The 20150-nt window shown below is 73.3% G+C and carries 7 protein-coding genes; 3 read left to right on the forward strand and 4 right to left on the reverse strand.

The genetic code is table 11. From position 1 onward, the window contains the following. Positions 1-11 precede the first annotated feature (11 nt). Positions 12-2627, forward strand: a complete 2616-nt coding sequence (locus tag OJ997_RS11240; RefSeq protein ID WP_270025183.1) for a helix-turn-helix transcriptional regulator — start codon at positions 12-14, stop codon at positions 2625-2627. Here the strand turns inward: OJ997_RS11240 and OJ997_RS11245 are convergent. Next, on the reverse strand, positions 2599-3438 hold the full coding sequence (locus tag OJ997_RS11245) for a YihY/virulence factor BrkB family protein (protein ID WP_270025184.1): 840 nt from the start codon (positions 3436-3438) through the stop codon (positions 2599-2601). The two genes, OJ997_RS11240 and OJ997_RS11245, sit on opposite strands and share 29 nt — an antisense overlap. A gap of 83 nt (positions 3439-3521) precedes the next feature. Here OJ997_RS11245 and OJ997_RS11250 point away from each other — a divergent pair, with 83 nt between their 5' ends. Continuing rightward, positions 3522-3809 (forward strand): hypothetical protein, encoded by a 288-nt coding sequence (locus OJ997_RS11250; protein WP_270025185.1) that lies wholly within the window; start codon positions 3522-3524, stop codon positions 3807-3809. A gap of 37 nt (positions 3810-3846) precedes the next feature. Here the strand turns inward: OJ997_RS11250 and OJ997_RS11255 are convergent, their stop codons facing one another. After that, positions 3847-5343: a LamG-like jellyroll fold domain-containing protein gene (locus tag OJ997_RS11255; protein ID WP_270025186.1), complete on the reverse strand. Its 1497-nt coding sequence runs from the start codon at positions 5341-5343 to the stop codon at positions 3847-3849. A 117-nt stretch (positions 5344-5460) separates the two neighbouring features. Next, on the reverse strand, positions 5461-9546 hold the full coding sequence (locus OJ997_RS11260) for a LamG-like jellyroll fold domain-containing protein (RefSeq protein WP_270025187.1): 4086 nt from the start codon (positions 9544-9546) through the stop codon (positions 5461-5463). Positions 9547-9652: 106 nt separating this feature from the next. On the opposite strand from OJ997_RS11260, the gene OJ997_RS11265 reads away from it, so the two are divergent. Next, entirely contained in the window at positions 9653-10681 is a 1029-nt protein-coding gene (locus OJ997_RS11265; RefSeq protein WP_270025188.1) for a hypothetical protein, read from the forward strand. A gap of 53 nt (positions 10682-10734) precedes the next feature. Here the strand turns inward: OJ997_RS11265 and OJ997_RS38090 are convergent, their stop codons facing one another. Next, positions 10735-20043, reverse strand: coding sequence for a LamG-like jellyroll fold domain-containing protein (locus OJ997_RS38090; protein ID WP_270025189.1), 9309 nt, complete (start codon positions 20041-20043; stop codon positions 10735-10737). Positions 20044-20150: the final 107 nt, after the last annotated feature.

The following is a 20150-nucleotide window of genomic DNA, read 5'->3' on the forward strand; positions in this document are numbered from 1 at the left end:
ACGCTCACGACATGGCGGATTCCACCGCACCGCCGCAGAGTTGGCCCTTTGTGGCCCGCGAGCGCGAGCTGGCGCACATCACGCAGGCGCGCGCCCTCGCAAGCGCGCGGGGCGTGACGGTGCACGCGGGCGCCGGGGTCGGCAAGTCCCGCCTGGCGCGCCAGGCGCTGCTGGACGCCGAGGCCGACGGCGCGCTCGCGGTCTGGGTGCAGGCCACGCGCAGCGCCGCCGCGCTCCCGCTCGGCGCGTTCGCCGGCGTGTTGCCCACGAACGTGCGCTCCGACGACCGACTGGCGCTGCTGCGCGGCGCCACCGAGGCGCTGGCCGAGCGCAGCGGCGGCCGCCCGCTCGTGCTCGGCGTCGACGACGCGCAGCTGCTGGACCCGACGTCGGCCGCGCTGCTGCTGCACCTGCAGTTGAGCGGCACCGCGTTCGTGATCACGACCGTGCGGTCGGGCGAGCCGTGCCCGGACGCGGTCACGGCGCTGTGGAAGGACGGCGCGTCGATGCGGCTGGACCTGGAGCCGCTCACCGCCGAGGCCACCGAGCAGCTCGTCGAGGCGGCGCTCGGCGGCCCGGTCGAGGCACGTACCCACGGGTGGGCGTGGACCTACAGCCGCGGCAACCCGCTCTACCTGCACCAGATCGTCTCGGGCTGGCTCGCCGAGGGCGCGTTCGTGCACTCGGGCGGGCTGTGGGCGCTGCACCGCCGGCCCGCGCCGAGCCAGCCGCTGCGCGAGCTGATCTCCGATCGCCTACGGGGCCTGGACGACGCCGAGCGGCTCGCGCTGGAGCTGCTCTCGCTGGGGGAGCCGCTCGGGCTCGCCGAGGTGCTGCGGCTGATGGACCCCGAGGCGCTGATCGCGCTCGAGACCCAGGGCCTGGTGACGGCGTCGATGGGTGAGTTCCGGCTCGCGCACCCGCTCTACGGCGAGGTGGTGCGCGCCGCGCTGCCGATCACGCTCGCGCGCTCCCTGCGGCTGAAGCTCGCGGAGGCCCTGGCCGAGCGGCCGAGCCTGACCGCCGACGACGCGCTGCGGATCGCGCGCTGGCAGCTCGACGCGGGCGCGCCGGTGGACCCGCTGCTCGCGCTCGCGGCGGCGCGCGCGGCGAGCCGCTCCGCCGACCCCGAGCTGGCCGCGGACCTCGCGCAGGTCGCGCGGGACGGCGGCGCGAGCGTCGAGGCCGCGCTCATCCTCGCCCGCGCACACGCGATCCAGAAGCGCTACGACGCGGCCGAGGCCGTGCTCGCGACGGTCGAGGGCGAGCTGGACGACCAGGACGACGCGTACGAGTACGTGCAGCAGCGCGCGACGGTGCTCTTCTGGGGCCTCGGCCGCGCGGCGGACGCGGTCGCGCTGGTCGAGACCGCGCGCGGCTGGTGGCCACGCCCGGAGTGGGAGGTCCGGCTCGCGCCGCTCCGGCTGCAGTTCGGAGCGCTCACGACCGCGCCGGGGACGATCGCGCCCGAGGCGGAGGCGATCCTGGCGTCGTCCGCGCTTGCGGCCGAGAGCCGCCACTGGCTGGAGCGCACGCTCGCCGCCGACCACCTGTACTCCGGCCGGGTGCGCGCGGCGCAGGCGCTGATCGACCCGCTGCGGCCCGCGCTGCCGCTGCGTGACGAGTACGACGCGCTCGCGCTCGCGACCTGGTCGATCGTCAACACCGTCTCCGGCTGCGGGCTGGCCGAGCTGGAGGAGATCGCCCAGGCGCAGTTCACGATCGCGGTGGCGGCCAACGACCACGCCGCCGCGGGCATGTGCGCGGTCACGGTCGGCGACGTCGCGCTCGTCGCCGGGCGGTACGCGGACGCGGCGCGCTGGCTGGCCGAGGCAGCCACCCACTTCGAGCGCCAGGACCCGTTCGGCAGCCTCGTCCCCGTGCGCGCGTTCCAGGTCGCGGCCGCGCTCGGCACGGGCGCCTTCGAGGCCGGCGTGGAGGCCGGTCAGCGGCTCGAGGCGACGGCCGCTTCGCTGCCGATCACGGAACCGCTGCTGCCGTACCTTGCGCTGGGGCAGGCGTGGGCGTTCGTCGCGCGCGGCGACGGGCTGCGCGCGCAGCGGCACCTGCTCGCGCACGCGGAGGCGCTGGACTGGATGCCGGCCTACGCCTGCCGGCTGCGCTACGAGGCGCTCCGGCTGGGCTCGCACGGCCGGGAGACCTGCGACGCGCTCGTGGCCGTGGCCGCGCGCTCGGACGGGCCGCTGTCCGCGGCGTTCGCGGCGCACGCGGCCGCGCTGGCGGCACGCGACGGGGCGCCGCTGATGCGGGCGGCGGAGCACCTGGCGGGGATGGGCGCGGACCGCTACGCCGCCGAGTGCGCCGCGCACGCCGCGGAGGCGTTCGCGTCCGCGGGGCGTCAGGACTCCGCGCAGCGGGCCGCGGCGCGCTGCCGCGAGCTGCAGGTCGCCGGGCACGGCGCGGCGCCGATCGTGATCACGGGCCTGGACGACATGCCCGCCCAGCTCACGCCCCGCGAGACACAGCTCGTCGGGCTCGCCTCACGCGGGCTCTCCAACGCGGAGATCGCGGAGCGGCTCGCGCTCTCGGTCCGCACGGTCGAGTCGCACATCTACCGCGCGATGCAGAAGCTCGGCGTCAGCGATCGTCGCGAGCTTCAGCAGTAGGCAGCCGCGACCACTCCGAGGCGTACTCGGCGCCGAAGACGAGGATCATCGACACGGCGTAGACGAAGATCAGGAGCGCCATCAGCGCACCGAGCGACCCGTAGAGCGCGCCGAAGTCCGCGAGGTGCTCGAAGTAGATCTCCAGCGCCCCGCGCGTGATGCTGATCAGCAGCGCCGCGACGACCGCGCCGGGCCAGATCTCCTTGGTCTTGGGGCGCGGGCTCGGGAGCACGCGGTAGAGGAACAGCACGACCGCGACGGTGAACGCGAACGGCAGCACGTCCCCGAGCAGGTCGAGTACCCAGCCCGCGTCGCCCAGCCAGTCGGCAGCCTCGCGCGTGGCGCTCAACGAGACGCTGAACACGAGCACGGTGGACGCGCCGAGCACGAGCGCGAGGTCCAGCGCCTTGCGGCGGATCAGCGGCGGGCGGGTGTGGATGTCCCACGCCTGGTTGATCGCGTGGCGCAGCGCGCCCATCACGCCGCTCGCCGCGACGATCAGCAGCAGCACGGACACCGGCCCGAGCCGGCCGGTGTTGTCGAGCGCGTCGCCGACGGTCGACTCCAGCCGCGCGCGGTCGGTGTCCTGCGAGAGCGGCACGTTCTCGAACACGGCGCGCACGACCCGCTCGCGGATCTCCCGGTCGTCGAAGAACAGCCCGAACCCACCGACGAGCAGCATCGAGAGCGGGACGAACGAGAGCACGGCGAAGAACGCGATCTGCGCGGCGTCCCGGTGGCCACGGTCGTCGACGAACTCGACCACGGCGCGCTTGAGCGTGATCCAGGCGCGGGCGGCGAGCGTCTTCATCGGCGGGCGTCTTACCCAACAGTTGTCGACTCAGTCCCCGCTCGTCTCAGCATCGTGACGCGCGCACCCGATGGGATGGAGGAATGAGCCTCAACATCAACGGCTCCAGCCTCGCCCCGGCGCGCTTCACGCCGCCCACCCCGCCCGCGGCGCAAGAGCTGACCGCGCGCGACATGGCTGCAGCCACACGCATCGGCCTCCAGGCCGTTCCCGTCCGCAACAACGACCCGGTCACCAACGCGGCGAAGCGCGAGAAACGCGGCGACACGGAGACCGAGAAGAAGGCGGCCGAGGACACGGACCGCCTCGACATGCTGCGCTCCATGGCGCTCCGCCGCGACATCGCGAACGTGCTCGCCGACCGAACCTAAAGGCCCAGGGCCTTTAGGTTGCGGCCGGCGGCGGTGGCTAGTTGTCGACGTTGACCGTGATCGTCTGCGTCGCGAGCGGCGTGAAGTAGCCGCTCCAGATCACCTCGACGGCGATCTCGTGGGTGCCGTCGGGGACCGTCGTCGTGTCCCATTGGGTCTCGTACGGCGCCCAGAAGGCCGCGCCGATCTCCTGCCCGTCGATGCGGAAGCGGACGAAGTCCACGGGCGAGCCGTTGACGGGCTGGCCGTCGCCGGTCGGCTGGGCGCTGAGCGTCACGGTGCCGCCGACCGTCGCGTTGTTGAGCGGCTGGGCGAGCGAGACGCCGACCGCGACGTTGTCGACCGTCCACTGGCACGGCGCGCTGACCGTCTCGTTGCCGGCGGCGTCACGCGCGATCGCGACCATCGTGTGCGGCCCGTCGGCGACGGTGCGCGTGTTCCACGGCACCAGCTCCGTCCCGCTGACGCCCTTGGTCACCGGGCCGTGGATCGTGGCGCCGTCGACCTTGACGGTGAGCGTGACGGGCCCGCGGTTGTCGCTGTAGGCGACCTGCGCGTAGCTGAAGCCCTGGATCGTGGCGCCGTTGCAGGCGTTCGGCAGCGACACGGTCGGTGCCGTGGTGTCGGGGGTGATCGTCGCCGTCACGGTGTTCGAGGCGGGGCCGGCGAGGCCGGCGGCGTCGACGGCGACGACCTTGTAGGTCGCGCTGCCGACCGGGCGGTCGATGTCGCGGTAGCTGGTCTCGGGCGTCTCGTCGTAGAGCGCGCCGTTGCGGTAGACGCGGTAGCTCGTGACGCCGACGTTGTCGGTCGCCGCGCCCCAGTTGAGCTGCACGTCGTCGCCCTCGACGGTCCGCGTGAGCGTGCCGGGCGCGCTGGGCGGCTGGGTGTCGACGATCGGCGCGGCCAGGTCCGCGGCGATCTCGGTCGCGGTCAGGGCGCGGTTGTAGACGCGCACCTCGTCGATGCGGCCCTTGAAGTACTCGCCCCAGACGGCGTTGCCGCCGATCCGCAGCGCGCCTGACGACGTCGTCAGGCCGGAGGTCGAGTTCTTGCTGGCGACCTGGGTGCCGTTGACGAACAGGCGCAGCTTCGCGCCGTCGTAGGACGCGGCCAGGTGGCTCCACGTGTCGAGCGGGAGCGCGGACGGGCCGCGCGACTCGACGCCGGCGCCCTCGGTCGACGGGCGGTTGGAGCTCGCGCCCGCGTACAGCGCGTAGGCCAGGCCGTTCGTGCGCTCCTTGAGCAGCACGGTCCGCCAGTCGTCGACGCGGGTCGGGCGGACCCACGCCTCGAGCGTCATCGCGCTCGTGAGGTCCAGTGAAGCGGCGTCGGGGATCGTGACCCGGTCATTGACGCCGTCGAAGGTCAGGGCCTTGCCGAAACGTCCGGACGCGGACCTTGTCGCGCCTGAGATGGAACCGCTGTTCCCGGTCCCGGAAGCGTCGGTCACCGCGGAGCCGCTCGCCTCCTCGAAGCCGAAGGCGCCCACGAGGCCGTTGGCGGCCAGGGCCGACGGGGCGGCGAGCAACATGGTGCAGGTGCACAGAGCGGTGATTGACGAAAGCCGGCGTCTTGCGTTCATGCACCGACCTAAACCGAGCGCGAGCGCGCCCGCCCTGGCCGATGGGCCAGGGCGGGCATCCGCTCGCTACCCGGCAGCGACCGGTCGAGCCAAATCGCTCTGGATCTCTGCCCCGGTGAGTGCCCGTTCGTACACGCGCACCTCGTCGATGAGGCCGCTGAACCACTCGCCCCAGATGCCGTTGCCGCCGATCTTCAACGGCCCGGCGGAGTTGAACAGGTTCCCGGTGACGGCCGCGCTCGCGACCTGGGTGCCGTTCACGTAGAGCCGCAGCGTGCTCTTGTCGTACGTTGCGGCGAGGTGCGTCCAGGCGTTCACGGGGATCGCCGTCGCGCTGTTCGCCTGGCGCTGGGTGCCCGCCGTGACCTCGGCCCAGGGACCGCCGTCGGCGGCCGCGTAGAGCGCGTAGGCGAGCTGGCCAGGCCGCTCCTTGAGCAGCACGGTGCGCCAGTCGCTGACCGCCGCGGGCTTCACCCACGCCTCCAGCGTCATGCCGGGCTGGAGGTCGAACGGGTTGGCGTCGGGGATCGTGATGAAGTCCCCGTTGCCGTCGAACGAGAACGCGCCGCCGAACTTGCCGCCGGCCGCGGGCACCGCGCCCGTCGCCGTGCCAGGGGCGGTGTCCATCGCGTACTCGGCGACGAGCCCGGTGGCCTGCGCGGGCGGATCGATCGTCACCGCCAGCTCGTCGGAGACCACGCTCACCTCACCCCCGCCGTTACGGGCGACGAGCGTGTAGCGGTGCGTCCCGGCCGGCCGGTCGAGGTCCAGGAACGTCGAGTTGGCGATCCCGATCAACGACCCGCCGCGATAGACGTCATAGACCAGCGCCCCGGAGGACGCCGGCGCGGCGTTCCAGGTGAGCCGGACGTCGTTGCCGTCGATGATCGTCGCGGCCAGGCCCGTCGGCTTGGGCACGACGTTGGCGACCGTGACCTGGCGCGTGCTCGTCGCGGATGCCGTCGTCGCCGTGCCGCGGTACGCCTTCGCCGTCAGGGTGTACGACCCGTTCGCGACCTGCGTCGTGTCCCACGTGCGCTGCCACGGCGACGAGGTCGCCGTGCCGAGCCCGCTCGCGCCGGTGAACTCGACCGACCCGACGAACTGGATCGGCTGGTTGTCCTCACGCGGCTGCGCGCTGACCACGACCTGCCCGCTCACGGTCGCCCCGTCCGCGGGGGCCGTGAACGGGATCGAGAGCACCGGGTTCTGCACGGAGAAGCTGCACGAGAACGGCGTCTCGTTGCCTGCCGTGTCCCGCGCGACGGCCGACAGCGTGTGCGTGCCGTTCGCCACCGTGCGCGAGTTCCAGTTGAACAGCGGCGAGCCGCCCCCGCTGCCCTCGTAGATCGTCGTGCCGTCGACCTTGATCGTCAGCGTCACGCCTCCGCTCTCGTCGGCGTACGTGGGACGGAACGTGATCGTGTTCTGCGCCGGGGTCGGGCTGCACGCGAGCCCGGAGAGCGTGGGCGGCGTGGTGTCGCCCGCGACGGTCACGTCCACCGTGGCGAAGTCACCGCCGAAGCGGCCGTTGCCGGCGTTGACCTGGTAGCGGTACGTGCCGGGTGCCCGGTTCGCGTCCGTGAACGTCGGGGTGAGCGTCGTGGTGGTGAGCATCACGCCGTCCCGGTACACGCGCCAATACGCGATGCCGTACCCCGAGGGCCACGGATCCCAGGTGAGCTTGACGTCGTCGCCGTTGACGACGGTCGCCGTCAGACCGGTCGGCGCCGGGATGCTGTTGTCGGCCACGAACGTGTTCGCGACCGTGACCGTGCCGCCGCCGACGAGATTGGCCGTCGCCCGGATCGTCAGCTGCTGGCGGGAGCCCATGACGCTCGTGTCCCATGGGGTCAGCGCGTACGGCGCGGTCGAGTCGGTGACCGGGCTCGCGCCGGGCCACGGTGGGGTGAGCTCCACGTCCTGCACCGGGCTGCCGTCCAGCCAACCGTCGTCCGGGAGCGGCTCGCCGTCTCCGAGGACCGTCGCGGTGTGGGTGACCATCCCGCGCACGGTCGAGCCCTCGGCGGGCGTGACCGTGATCGAGTAGTCCGGGTTGTAGGTGTTGTACTGGCAGCTCGCGCTGGCCTCGTTGCCGGCCGCGTCCCGCGCGATCGCCTTGATCGTGTGGACGCCGTCGGCGACGGTCTTCGTGTCCCACTGGTAGGTGGAGCCGGTGTGCAGCGGCGCGCCGTCGAGCTCGAAGCGCACCTGCGTGACCCCGACGTTGTCGGACGTCTGCGGCGCGAGCTCACGCGTCCCGAAGAGCCGCTTGGTACCGGTGCAGTCCCCGGGGAGGCTGACGGTCGGCGGCGTCGCGTCGGCGCCGACGGTCACGTCGATCGGCTCGGAGTGGAAGCCGCCGTAGTAGCCGTTGCCGGCGTTGACGGTGTAGCGGTACGTGCCGGGCGGCCGGTCCGTGTCCGTGAACGTCCTGCCCGAGACGTTGGAGCTGATCTGCCAGCCGTCGCGGTAGACCCGCCAGTACTGGATGCCGTACCCAGCCGGGGCGGCATCCCAGGTCAGCTTGACGTCGTTGTCGTCGACCACCGTCGCGGTGACCCCGGTGGGCGCCGGCGGCCGGGCGAGGGTGATCGTCGTGGTCGCCGTGACCGGGGCGCTCGGGGCCCAGGCGCTGTTGATGGTCGCGGTCACCGTCAACGGGAACGTCCCGGGCGTCAGCGGGACCATGCTCATAGTGAACGCGTACGGGGCCTCGGCGACCCGCCGGAGGGCGGCGCTGTTCAGGCGGAAGTCGACGTAGTCCACTGGCGTGCCGCCGCCGTACCAGCCGTCGGTGGGAAGCGGCTCGCCGTTGCCCCGCACCTCCGCTCGGAAGTCGACGTCGCCGTGCACCGTCGCGTTGGCCTCCGGGGCGATGATCGCGACGCTGATCGTGGGGTTGAACACCTTGTACTCGCAGGTGTCGTTGCCCTCGTTGCCGGCCGCGTCGCGTGCGATCGCCTTGATCGTGTGGACGCCGTCGGTGGCGGTGCGCGTGTTCCACCCGTAGGAGAGGCCGCCGCCGGAGTACGTGTGCAGCGGCTGCCCGTCGAGCTCCAGGCGCACCTGCGTGGTGCCGAACTCGTCGGAGACCAGCGGGGCGAGCTCGATCTGGTCGTGCGCGAGCTTCGTGCCCGTGCAGTCGCCGGGCAGCTCGACCGCCGGGGGCGTGATGTCCGCCGCGATCGTCGCCTCGGCGGTGCCGGCCGGGCTCGGGTTGCCCGCGGCGTCGACCGCGACGACGCGGTAGCTCGCCGTGCCGGCGGGCCGGTCGAAGTCCAGCCACTGGCGGGACAGGTTCGCGGCGCGCTGGGTGAGCAGCGTGTCGCCGCGGTAGACGTCGTAGCGGGCGACGCCGACGTTGTCGGTCCCGGCCGTCCACGTGAGCAGGACGTCGTTGCCGGTCTGCACCGCGGCGGTGAGCGCCGGCGCCGTGGGCGCTTCAGCGTCGACCGCGACCGGCGTGGTCATGTCGGTCGCCAACTCGCTCGCCGACAGCGCGCGGTTGTAGACGCGGACCTCGTCGATCAGGCCGGAGAAGAACTCACCCCAGACGTTGTTGCCGCCGAGGCGCAGGGCGCCGGTCGAGACGGTGATCGCCCCGGGGGCGGCGGCGCTGGAGACGGCGGTGCCGTTGACGTAGAGGCGCAGGTTGGCGCCGTCGTAGGTGGTGGCGAGGTGCGTCCAGGTGCCGGCCGGCAGGGCCGACGGGCCGCGCGTCTCGGCCATGCTGCCACGGCTGATCTCAGCACTCGGACGGCTGTTGTCCGTGCTCGAGTACAGCGCGTAGGCGAGCCCGCCGGCCCGCTCCTTGAGGATCGCCGTGCGCCAGTCGCTCGACGTCGTCGGCTTCACCCAGGCCTCGAGCGTCATGCCGGACGTGAGGTCCAGCGAGGCGGAGTCGGCGATGTCGACGCGATCGTTGATCCCGTCGAAGCTCAGGGCGGACCCATGGCGCCCGGCCGTCGAGCGCGTCGCGCCCGTGATGGTTCCCGGATTCGTCCCCGTGACGTCGGCCGCCGCGGCGCCGGACGTCTCCTCGAACCCATAGGCAGCTACCAGACCGCTGTTATCCGCTCGCGCTGTCGAAGCGCTGAACAGCATCAAAGTCGCGGCAAGGATCGCGACCAGTGAATGACCCTTGGACATGCGCCCGACGCTAAGGAGGTCTCCACTGCTTGTCTACGCGATCTTCAGCTAGCTGAACGAAAGGTGAGGGAGCACCGCGTGTGGCGTGATTGGCTAGAGGACACCCGTGCGCCGCTGCCTGACCACCCTGCTCCTCGCCGGCGCCCTGAGCGGATGCGCGTCCGGCGGCGACCGCGCCGCCGATCCGACCGCGCCGGCTGCCCACGTGTGGGTCGCCCAGGGCGACTGCGACACGACGCCCTCGCGCGCGCGTGTGATGACGACGCTCGCGGCCTCCGGCTCGGCGAAGGCGTGCTCGGTCGAGCAGGCGTGGGCCGTCGCCGAGGCGGGGGACACGATCCGCGTAGCCTGCGGCACCTACGGCTGGCAGGGCGCGTCGGGGCCCAAGCAGCGCGAGACCAAGGTGATCGGCGAGCCCGGCTGCGTGCGCTTCGTCGGCACGCACGAGTGCGAGCAGGTGTTCGGCGCAATCAGCGTCTTCTGCGTCCTGGATGCCGACCACCTCACGCTTGCCCGCGTCACGCTCGACAGCGAAGACGTGTCCGGGCTCTCGAGCTGCTTCCGCGTCCCGTCCGGCTCCACCGACGTCACCGTCAAGGACCTCAAGTGCCACGGCGATCAGCCGTTCGTCGCCGTCAACGCGCCCGGGTTCAAGTGGCTCGGCGGCGAGATCGGCGAGGACGACGACGGCCTCCCGCGCACCACCTGCTCCGAGGGCGGCGGCGAGCCGCTGTGGCTGTTCGACGAGGCGGACGGCGCCGTGATCGACGGCGTCGTCTTCCGCAAGCGGCTGATCCAGCAGACGCCGACCCCGGACCTCCCGGGCTGCGGCGAGAACGACGGGCTCCCGCACCTCGAGAGCATTCGGCTCGAGGACACCGACGACGTGACCGTCCGCAACAGCGTGTTCAAGCCCGGGTCCGACGCCGGCTCAGGGCACCTGTTCAGCAGCAAGGTCCCGGACCGCTTGACGCTGATCGGCAACACCTTCGGCCGGGTGCGCGGGTCTTATTCGATGCAGGTGCCGGCGGCCCCGGACAACTGGACGGTGCTGCGCAACACGTTCGCGCAGCCGCCGCTGGTCGGCAGCGCCGGCGGCCGCTGGGAGCACAACCGCGGCCTCGCACGCCCCTAGAACGCAACCTAAACGAAGTTAAAGGGGTCAGACCCCTTTAGGTTGCTTTAGGTTCAGCGCAGGGTGAAGGCGTGGGTGGCGCGGAGTGCGCCGCTCGTCGTGGTGAGCTTGAGCTTCACCGGCCGCTTGCGGGGCTTGGCCGGCTTGAGCGTGAGCGTGACGTTGCCCTTCGCGTCGGCGGTGAAGCGACCCTTGAGCGTCTTCAGCGCGCCCTTCTTGGTGGCCGTGATCGTGTAGGTGCCGGACAGGCGCGGGGTGGCCGTGAACCGCAAGGTGAAGCGGCCACGGCGGTCGAGCTTGACCGTCTTGGCCGTGCCCTTGAAGGCGATCGACGGCTTGGCGGCCGGGGTGGGCACGGGCGTGGCGACCGGCGGCACGGGCGTGGGGGTGGCCGCGGACGGCGCGGGTGTGGAGGACGGCTCGGGGGTCGGGGTCGGGGTCGCCGCGGGCGGGACCGTGATCGTGATCGCGTCCGACAGCGCGACCGCACCCGCGGTGGCGCCCGTGAGCGCCTGCACGCTCACACGCACGTCCCCGGCGGGGAGCGCGTCGAGCGCGGCCGAGCGGCCATCCGCACCCACGTCGGTCGAGCGGCCCGCCGCGCTGATCCGGTAGCCGGAGACGGTCGCTCCGCCGTTGGGCGCGTCCCACGTGACCGCAGCGCGGCCCGGGCCGTCGCCGCGGGCCTGCACGTTGCGCGGCGCGAGCGCGGCCGCCGGCGTCTGGGTGCCGCCGTTGCGGAACGTCGTCGCCGTGCGGGCCGCGCCCTGGTCGGGATCGCAGGCGTCGCCCTCGAAGTCGCCGTCGGCGTCGGCCTGCGCCGCGTTGGCGACGAGCGGGCAGTTGTCGCCGGCGTTGGTCACGCCGTCGCGGTCGATGTCGGCCTTGGGCCCGTCGAGCGGGTCGCCGTCGCAGCCGTCGGCCAGGCCGTCGCCGTCGAGGTCAGCGCCGGTCGCGCAGGTGGTCGTCGTGCCGATCAGCGCGGCGGTGAGGCCCACGCGCTCGTCACCGCTCCAGAGCGTGGCCAGGTGGTAGCCGGGCGCGGCCGTCGCCGGGATCCGGATCGCGATCCGCGCGTTGCCGTCGGCGTCCGTGCGGGCGCTGCCGACGACGGTCGCCAACGGCTCCAGCGTCACCCGCACGTCGGCGTTCGGCGGGCCTTCCGCGACCGTCAACGTCCCGGTGCCCGATGCGGCGTAGGCCGGCGCGTCGAGCGTCAGCCGGCCCAGCGGCGCCGTGCTCGCGGCAGGCGCGGCGGCGACCCGCTTCAGCGAGCCGGCCTCGTTCGGGTTCTGGCCGTACTTGGTGCCCCAGTACAGGTTCGCGAGGAACTCGAGGCGCGCGTGGCCGGCCTCATTGGGGTGGAAGGACTCGTTGCCCAGGATCCCGAGCTGGTCGTCGCCGAGCGTGAAGCCGTTGATGTAGGGATCGGCGGAGCAGATCGGATGGCCCGCGAACGCGCCGCTGGCGTCGAGCAGGTGCGAGGACCCGAGGTTCTGCGCGGCCACGCTGGCCACGGTGGCGTTCAGGCCGGGAAGGAACGAGTTGGCCAGCCACTCACGCTCGGCGAACGTCAGCGAGATGAACCCGGTGTCCGGGATGAGCGGGTGGATGAACGACTGCGGGATGCCGAGGACGTCGCCGAGGTAGAAGCGGATGTCGGTCTCCTGGAGCGCGATCCAGGGGCTCAGCGAGCTGCACGTGACGGTCGGCAGCGGGAGCAGCGGGTTCATGTAGTTGGCCTGGTAGACCTCGGCGTACGGCGCGAAGGCGCGCACGAGCTGCTCCGCGCCGGCGATCTTGCGGCCGACCTCGGTCAGCCCGCCGAGCATCGAGTTGCGCCAGGCGACCATCGCCGCGTCGATCACCGGGCTGGTGGGCAGCGCGGTCGCGCAGTCCAGCGCCGTGCACATCTTGATCACGTCGGCGAACCCGGCGTCGTTCCCGCCGATGGACATGAAGACGAGGTCGACGCTGCGCCAGTAGTCCTCGCTGAGCTTCTTCAGCTGCGGGCTCTTGTCGCCGGCCTGCGTGTCCCAGAGGAAGTTCTTGGTCACCGCGCCGCTGCAGGCCAGGAACGCGACCGCATCCCCGCTGGGCGCGGAGGAGTAGATCGGGTCCCAGAGCGTCGCGCCGAGCGAGGTCGCCACGCGCGCGGCCCACGAGTTGGTCGAGCGGTGGCAGAGGTTCCCGTCGTCCGCGTGGACGTCGGTGCTCGGCAGGTAGCTGTACGCGCCCTCGCCGGAGATGTACGAGTCGCCCATGATCGCCGCGCGGATCACGCCGTCGCAGTTGGTGTCGCCGCGCTTGCGCAGCGTGATCGTCCGGCCCTCGCCGACGGTGCCGGTGGCGTAGACCGCGCGCAGCGTCACGGTCTCGGTCGACGGCGAGACGGGCAGGGTGAAGGTCGCCGCCACGTCGTAGTCCGCGGTGACGGTGCGCTTGTAGGTGGCGCCCGCCCAGTCGACCTGCAGCTCGCTGATCGGCAGGTCGCGGTCGAAGCCGGTCACCCGCAGCGTCCCACCGTTCTGGCTGCAGAACTCCTGGTGGTTGTCGATCCCCAGGAGCGGCCCGCGGTCGCTGTTGTCCTCCACCTCGGCGACCTGATGGCGCAGCACGAGCCGCGTGCCCTTGACGGTGGAGACCGCGATCTCCTTGGCGTTGCCCGCGCGGACGAGCACCTGCTGCGTACCGGCGGGGACCGTCGTGCGCGTCGCGCCGCCCGGGTTCGCCGGATCGACGGTCTCCAGCGGCGTCGAGCCGAACTCCGTCGTGTCGTCGGGCGCGCCGAAGACCTGGTAGCCGTCGCCGGGCGCCGTCTCCCACCACAGCGCGATCCAGTCGCCGCGGCGCGAGGCCTCCAGCCGCGGGGTGTCCGCCGCGGCCTGCACGCGCGGGTGCGTCTTCAAGTCGGCGGGCACGGTCGACTGCTCGCCGGCGGCCAACGTCACGAAGGACTTCGAGAGGTCGACCGCCCCGTGCGCGTTGGGGACGATGATGAAGTCGTCGTCGGGGTCGGCGGCGGCGTCCGGGTACCACGTTGTGTTGGGGGCGATGCTCGCGGCCGTCCACGCGCGCCGCTGCTGGGGCTGCGCGACGAAGTTCTCCGCGCCCGCGGCCGGCACCTGCAGGCTCACGTTGGAGATCGGCACCGGCGAGACGTTGTGGATGCCGACGCGGACGTGGCCGGGGTGGCGCGCGCTGAGCTCCTCGTCGGCGTCGACGACGAGCTTCATCGCGGACGAGCCGTAGACGTGCAGCGGCTCGGTCAGCTTCGCGTCGAGCGAGACCGGCAGGCCGATCGGGTCCAGCGTGCCGAAGTAGCGGGCGTGCGGGAGGTAGTCGCCCTCGGCGTCGCCGCGGACGATCCAGCTCGTCTTCGCGTCCGAGCCGCCCTCGATGTCCGGCAGCGCGACGGTCGTCCGCTGCGGCGTCGCGGTCGGCGCGAGCGAGAGCCCCGCGGGGAGGTCGATCGAGGCGCTGCCCTGCTCGAGCGTGAACTCCGGCCCGGCGAGGTTCTGGACCACCATCGAGACCTGGAAGAACTCCTTCAGGAACCCGACGCGCGCCGGCAGGATCAGCCACTGCAGCAGCGGCACGCCGTTCTGGAAGCTCGGGTAGGCGTACGCGTAGCTGCCGCCGCCACCGCCCGTGCCGCCACCCCCGCCGCTGGAGACCAGGCAGCCGGTCTGGGCGCCGGCGCCACAGCCGTAGATGCCGTTCGCGGACAGGCTGCCCGACAGCGAGAGCGGCTGCCCGGCGACGAGGATCTGGGCCTCGAAGCTGTAGACCTGCTGGTTGCCCGGCGTGTTCGGATTGATGCCCGCGGCGACGATCTCCGCGTGCGTCATCGGGTGCGACTCGAGCGTCGCGCTGGCGACCTCGCCCTCCACGAGCGCGATGCTCGCGCTGCCGCCACCGCCGCTGACGGTCACCTCGGCCGTGCGCGGACGCATCCCGGGCGCCCACGCGTAGAGCGTCTGCGGACCGTCGGGGAGACCGGCGAGGCGCGCGCTGCCCTGCGCGTTGGTGGTGGCGGAGATCCGGCGGCCGTCGGCGAGGATCGCGAGCACGTCGGCCCCGGCGATCGGGTTCCCCTTGTTGACGACGCGCGCGGTCACGGCGGGCGCCTGCGGGAGCACCGTCACCTTCGCGGTCGCCGCGGCGCTCTGAGTGCCGCTGCCGATCTCGAGCGTCGCGGTGTGCGCGCCGGCCGTGGCGAACGTGTGGCGGACGACCGCGCCGTCGGCGGCGGTGCCGTCGCTGAAGGTCCAGCGGTAGCGCTCGATCCCGACCGTCGGGCGGGAGGCACTCGCGTCGAACGTGAGCGACGTGCCGGCCTCGACGATACGATCGCCCCCGGCATCCGCCTTCAGCGGCTCGGCCAGGCGCGTGGCGATGGTCGTGGACGCGGTCGCCTCGGTCGTGCCGTCGCTGACCGTCAGCTTGACGGTGTGCGTGCCGGCGGTCGCGTACACGTGCGCGACCGGTGAGACCGGGAGCACGCCGTCGACCCAGCCGCCGTCGCCGAACTCGAGGTGGAAGGTGAGCGGGTCGCCGTCCGGGTCCGTGCCGGCGACGGCGGCACGCACGGCCAGCGGCAGCGCGCCGTCGGTCTTGTCCAGCGTCAGGGTCGGCGTCGCGGGCGCGCGGTTGGCGACGGTGAACGCCCGTGCGGTCCTGCCCACGTTGCCGGCGCTGTCGGCCTGGACGACCTCGACCGTCAGGTCGCCCACCGGCAGCGCCACCCCGACGTCCCACGACCAGGCACCGCCGACGCCGTCGACGTCGCGGACCAGCAGGAGCTCCGTGCCCTTGTAGATGCGGACGGAAGCGCTCTCGAGGTCGCCGGGTTCGGTGCCGAGGCGGCCGCGCAGCTTCGGGCGGGTCGTCGTGGTGGCGCCCGCGGCGGGGGCGTCGACCACGGGGCTCGGAGCGGTCTTGTCGTTCGGGTACGGCAGGCCGGACGCGGCGAAGTGCGCGGCGACCTGAGCGGCGCTGAGCGCGCGCGGGTAGATCGCGAGGTCGTCGAAGGCGGCGACGCCGTACGGCGGGACCTCGCCGGCGGTGAGGATGCCGTCCTCGGGCGTCTCGATCGTGCCTGGGGCGGACGCGACGGCCTCGCCGTCGAGGAACAGCGTGAGCGTGCCCGCGGCCGCGCTGATGGCGACGTGGTGCCACTTGCTGTCGGTGATGCGGCGGTCGTCGTCGGCCGGCAGCTCGAGGCGGGCATCGCCGACGACGAGCGCCCGGTCCTCGATGCTCACGTCCCCCGTGCTCTGCCCGACGATCGTCCCGCCCGCGCGATCGGCCCAGATGAAGGCCTCGATCGTGCGCTCGGCGGTGGGGAGGTCGGCGAGGTCCCACGCGCGCAGCAGGTAGAACCGGTACCAGGGCGAGGTCGCGGTGATGCCGCGGTCGGCGTCGCCGGTGACCGCGCCCGCCACGGTGCGCTGCAGCGTGGGGCGCTCGAACGTGGCGACCCGGTCGTGCCCCGAGGCGTCGGCGGCGATGGTCCCGCTCTGCTCGCCGAGGCGCCAGTACAGCGCCGGGGCGTCACCGGTGACGGCGCCGGCGTAGGTGGTCGCCTTCCCGGTGACGGTGCCCGCGACCGTGGCGTCCCCGGAGCCGTAGCCGTTGACCGCGCGCAGCTTGAACGTGTAGGTGCCCGCCGGGAGCCCGGCGAGCGTGACCGTCGTGACGCCGCCGGCCGTCGCCTGGGCGCCGCGCAGCGTCGTGCCCTGCCAGGCCTCGGCCACGTAGCGGTCGACCACGTTGGTGCCGGAAGCGGGGGCGCCGGCGGGCGCGGTCCAGGTGAGCGTGACGGCGTTGGCGGCGACGGTCGCCCGCAGCGCGCTCACGCTCTTCACGCCGTTGCCGGAGGCCGCGAAGTGGGCGGCGATGGTGGCCGCGGGGAGCGCGCGCGGGTACACGGCGAGCTCGTCGAAGCCGGTGGGCGCCTCGTCCGACGAGTTCCCGGCGGTGAGCGAGCCGGTGTCGTCGGTGGCGAGGGTCGCGGGGGCGGCGCCGATGCGGGCACCGTCGACGTAGCCCGTCACGGTGCCGTCGGCGTAGGTGACCGCGATGTGGTGCCAGACGTCGTCGGTGAGCTTGCGCCCGGCGTCGAGGCGCTGCCCGGCGACGAGCAGCGCGCGCGCTTCGACCACGACGCTGAAGTCGCCGTAGCCGATCAGCTTCGCGCCGGGAGCGGCGGTCATGACCCAGCCTTCGACGGTGCGGTCGCCCGTGGGTAGGCCGGCGGCGGAAGGGGCGGTCACGAGGTCGCGCTCGTTCCACGCGTACGGCTCATAGAGCGCGCGGTCGGCGTCGCCGCCGATCGCGCCGGCGCGGGAGGCCCAGCTGCTGTCCTCGGTGTAGTCGCCGGCGCGCCCGTGACCCGAGGCGTCGGCGGCGACCTTGCCGGCGCTCTCGCCGAAGCGCCAGTACAGCGCGGGCTGCTCGGTGGCGACCAGCGAGGCGTAGGTGGTGGCCGCCCCGGTGACGTCCACGTCGATCGAGGCCGGGGCGCTCTCGCCGTAGCCGTTGACGGCGCGGATCGTGACGTGGGTCGTGCCCGCGGGCAGGCCGGTGAGGGTGACCTCGGTCTTGGTGCCGGCGACGGCCTGGGCCGCGCCGGGCGCTTCGACCAGGTAGTGATCGACGGGGTCGGTGCCGGAGGGAGCGGTGGCGCTGTCCGGGGCCGCCCACTTCAGCGTCGCCGTGTTCGCCCCGGGAGTCACGGTGAGGTCGGCGGGTGTGGCCGGCTTGACGTTGCCGGACGCGGCGAAGTGCGCCGCGATCGTGGCCGCGTCCAGCACGTGCGGGTAGACGGCGAGCTCGTCGTAGCTGACCGCGGCCCCCGACGGGCTGAAGGCCGCGCGGAGGTCGCCGGTCGTCTGCGTGTCGAGCGTCGCGGTGCCCTCGCCGAGCTTGGCGCCGTCGAGGAAGGCCTCCACCGTGCCCGCGGTGTACGTCACGGCGACGTGGTGCCAGTGGTTGTCCGTCAGCCGGCGCCGGTCCCCCGCGGGCAGGCCGATGCGGGTGCCGGCGACGAGCACGGCCCGGTCCTCGACCTCGACGCTGAAGTCGCCGTAGCTGAGCACACGGGCGCCGGGGGCGTCGGTCTTCACCCACGCCTCGACGGTGCGGTCCTCGGTCGGCAGGCCCTCCGCGATGGGCGCCCGCAGCAGGTCGTGGCCGGCGTTCCAGTTCGTCGAGGCGCTGAGCGAGCGGTCCTCGTCCCCGACGATCGCGCCGGAGCCCGGCCAGACGTCCTCGACGGCGTAGGCGAGGTGATCGTGGCCGGAGACGTCGCGGACGAGCGGGCTCTCGTAGTCGCCCAGCCGCCAGTACAGCGCGGGCGCGTCCGCGAGCAGGCGCGAGGCGTACGTGTCCGCAGTGCCCGTCTCCACGTCGGCCTCGACCGTCGTCGCCGGGCTCTCGCCGAACGCGTTGCGGGCGCGCAGGCTCAGCACGTAGTGGCCCGGCGGCAGGCTGGTCAGCTGGATGCCGAGGCTGGGCCCCTCGTAGGCGCGGATCGCGCGCGTGGCCTTCAGCACGCCGTCCCGGTGCGCCTCGACCCAGAAGTCCTCGATGAAGCGCTGCCCGTCGGGCGCGACACCCTCCGGGATCGTCCAGCCGAGGCTGACGAGGTTGGCGTCGACCGACGTGCCGAGGAGCGCGGGCGCGGGCGGGACGGCGTTGCCGGAGGCGGCGAAGTGCGCGGCGATCGTGGCCGGGGCCAGCGCCCGGGGGTAGACGGCGAGCTCGTCGAGGCGCAGCCGGGTCTCGTCGGGCACGCGCCCGGCGCGCAGCGCGCCCTCCGTCGTCGTCGCGAGCGTCTTGGCGACGGTGCCGAACAGCACGCCGTCGACGTAGGCCGTGATCGTGCCGGCGTCGTAGGTGACCGCGACCGCGTGCCAGCGGTCGTCGGTCAGGCGCCGGTGGTCGCTCGCGGGCAACGCGATGCGCTCGCCGGAGACGACGATCGCGCGCTCCTCGACCTGGATGTCGAAGTCGCCGTACTCGACGAGGGTGGTGCCGGGTGTGTCGGTCGCCACCCAGGCCTCGACCGTGCGCGCGCCGGTCGGCAGGCCGGTGGCGGACGGCGCCCACACGAGTTCGCCGCCGAAGTTGCGCCCGGAGGAGAGCGCCCCGTCGCGGTGGTCGTTGGCCAGCGCGCCCGACGCGTTGCCCTTGCTGCCGTAGCGGGCGACGAAACCGTGGCCGGACCAGTCGCTGACCCGCCCGCCGGACTCCGAGAAGCGCCAGTACAGCGCGGGTGCATCGGCCGCGACCGCGGTCGGGTAGGTGGCCTGCTCGCCGCTGACGTCGACCGTCGTCGTGGCGTCCGGGCTCTCGCCGAACCCGCCGGCGGCGCGGACCGTCACCCGGGTCGTCCCGGCGGGCACGCCGGTGAGCTCGGCGGCGAACGCGCCTTCAGGGCGTGCGGTCCGGGACGTACGCACGGTCGGGGACGACTCGGTCACCGGGTTGGCATCGATCGTCTGCGCGGCGCGCAGCACGTCGCCCTGCCACGCCTCGACGATGTAGTCGTCGACCAGCGGCTGGTTGACCGGGTGCGCGCCTTCCGAGGGGTCCCACTCGACGCGCACGCGGTTGGGCTCGGGCGCGGTGGCCGCGAGCGCCACGACCGCGGACGGGCGGACGTTGCCCGAAGCGGCGAAGTGGGCGGCGACGGTGGCGGCGTCGAGCGCGCGCGGGTAGACGGCCAGCTCGTCGAAGCTCGCGCCCGCGCCGGCGGGAACGCCCGCGGCGTGGAAGGCGCCGGTCGTCTCGGTGGCGAGCTGGACCGGCTGCGGCGTGCCGAGCGGCGCGCCGTCCAGATAGGCGGTCAGCGTGTCGGCGGCGTACGTGACGACCACCTGGTGCCAGCGCGAGTCGGTCAGGAACCGGTTCTCGTGGGCGCCGAGGCTGAAGCGCCGGCCGGCGGCGACGAGCGCCCGGTCCTCCACCTCCACGGTGAAGTCGCCGTAGCCGATGACCCGCGTGCCCGGCGCGCTCGCGGTGACCCACGCCTCGACGGTGCGGTCACCGGCGGGCAGCCCGGCGGCAGGACCCGTCAGCAGGTCGACCGTCGTCTCCTCGCTCCAGCCGTCGACCGCGTGGTCCTCGTCGGACGCGAGGGCGCCCACGCGCGAGTGGTTCTCGACGTCGCCCGAGTAGGTCGCGGTACGACCGTTGCCCGAGGCGTCGGCGGCGCTGGTGCCCGCGCGCTCCCCAAGTCGCCAGTACGCGGCGGGCGCGTCGGCGAGCACGGTCTCGGCGTAGGAGCCGAACGGGTCGGCGAAGGTCGCACCCTGGGCCGACGGGGCCGCCTGGAACGCGATCAGCGCAGCCAACGTCCCCACAGCCATCCGTAGCCGTCCGACCAACATCGAGGCGCCGGACCCTACCGGCACCCCGAGGCTTTGTCCGACTTTTGGACCAATGGTGGGGGGTGGACGCG

Origin of the sequence: Solirubrobacter phytolaccae (genome assembly GCF_027587195.1) — a bacterium.
GTDB lineage: Bacteria > Actinomycetota > Thermoleophilia > Solirubrobacterales > Solirubrobacteraceae > Solirubrobacter > Solirubrobacter phytolaccae.

What these genes read in the sequence shown, in the direction of transcription:
- OJ997_RS11240 (WP_270025183.1), top strand. Translation starts at nt 12, where the DNA reads ATGGCGGATTCCACCGCACCGCCGCAGAGTTGGCCCTTTGTGGCCCGC.
- OJ997_RS11245 (WP_270025184.1), bottom strand. Translation starts at nt 3,438, where the DNA reads ATGAAGACGCTCGCCGCCCGCGCCTGGATCACGCTCAAGCGCGCCGTG.
- OJ997_RS11250 (WP_270025185.1), top strand. Translation starts at nt 3,522, where the DNA reads ATGAGCCTCAACATCAACGGCTCCAGCCTCGCCCCGGCGCGCTTCACG.
- OJ997_RS11255 (WP_270025186.1), bottom strand. Translation starts at nt 5,343, where the DNA reads ATGTTGCTCGCCGCCCCGTCGGCCCTGGCCGCCAACGGCCTCGTGGGC.
- OJ997_RS11260 (WP_270025187.1), bottom strand. Translation starts at nt 9,546, where the DNA reads ATGTCCAAGGGTCATTCACTGGTCGCGATCCTTGCCGCGACTTTGATG.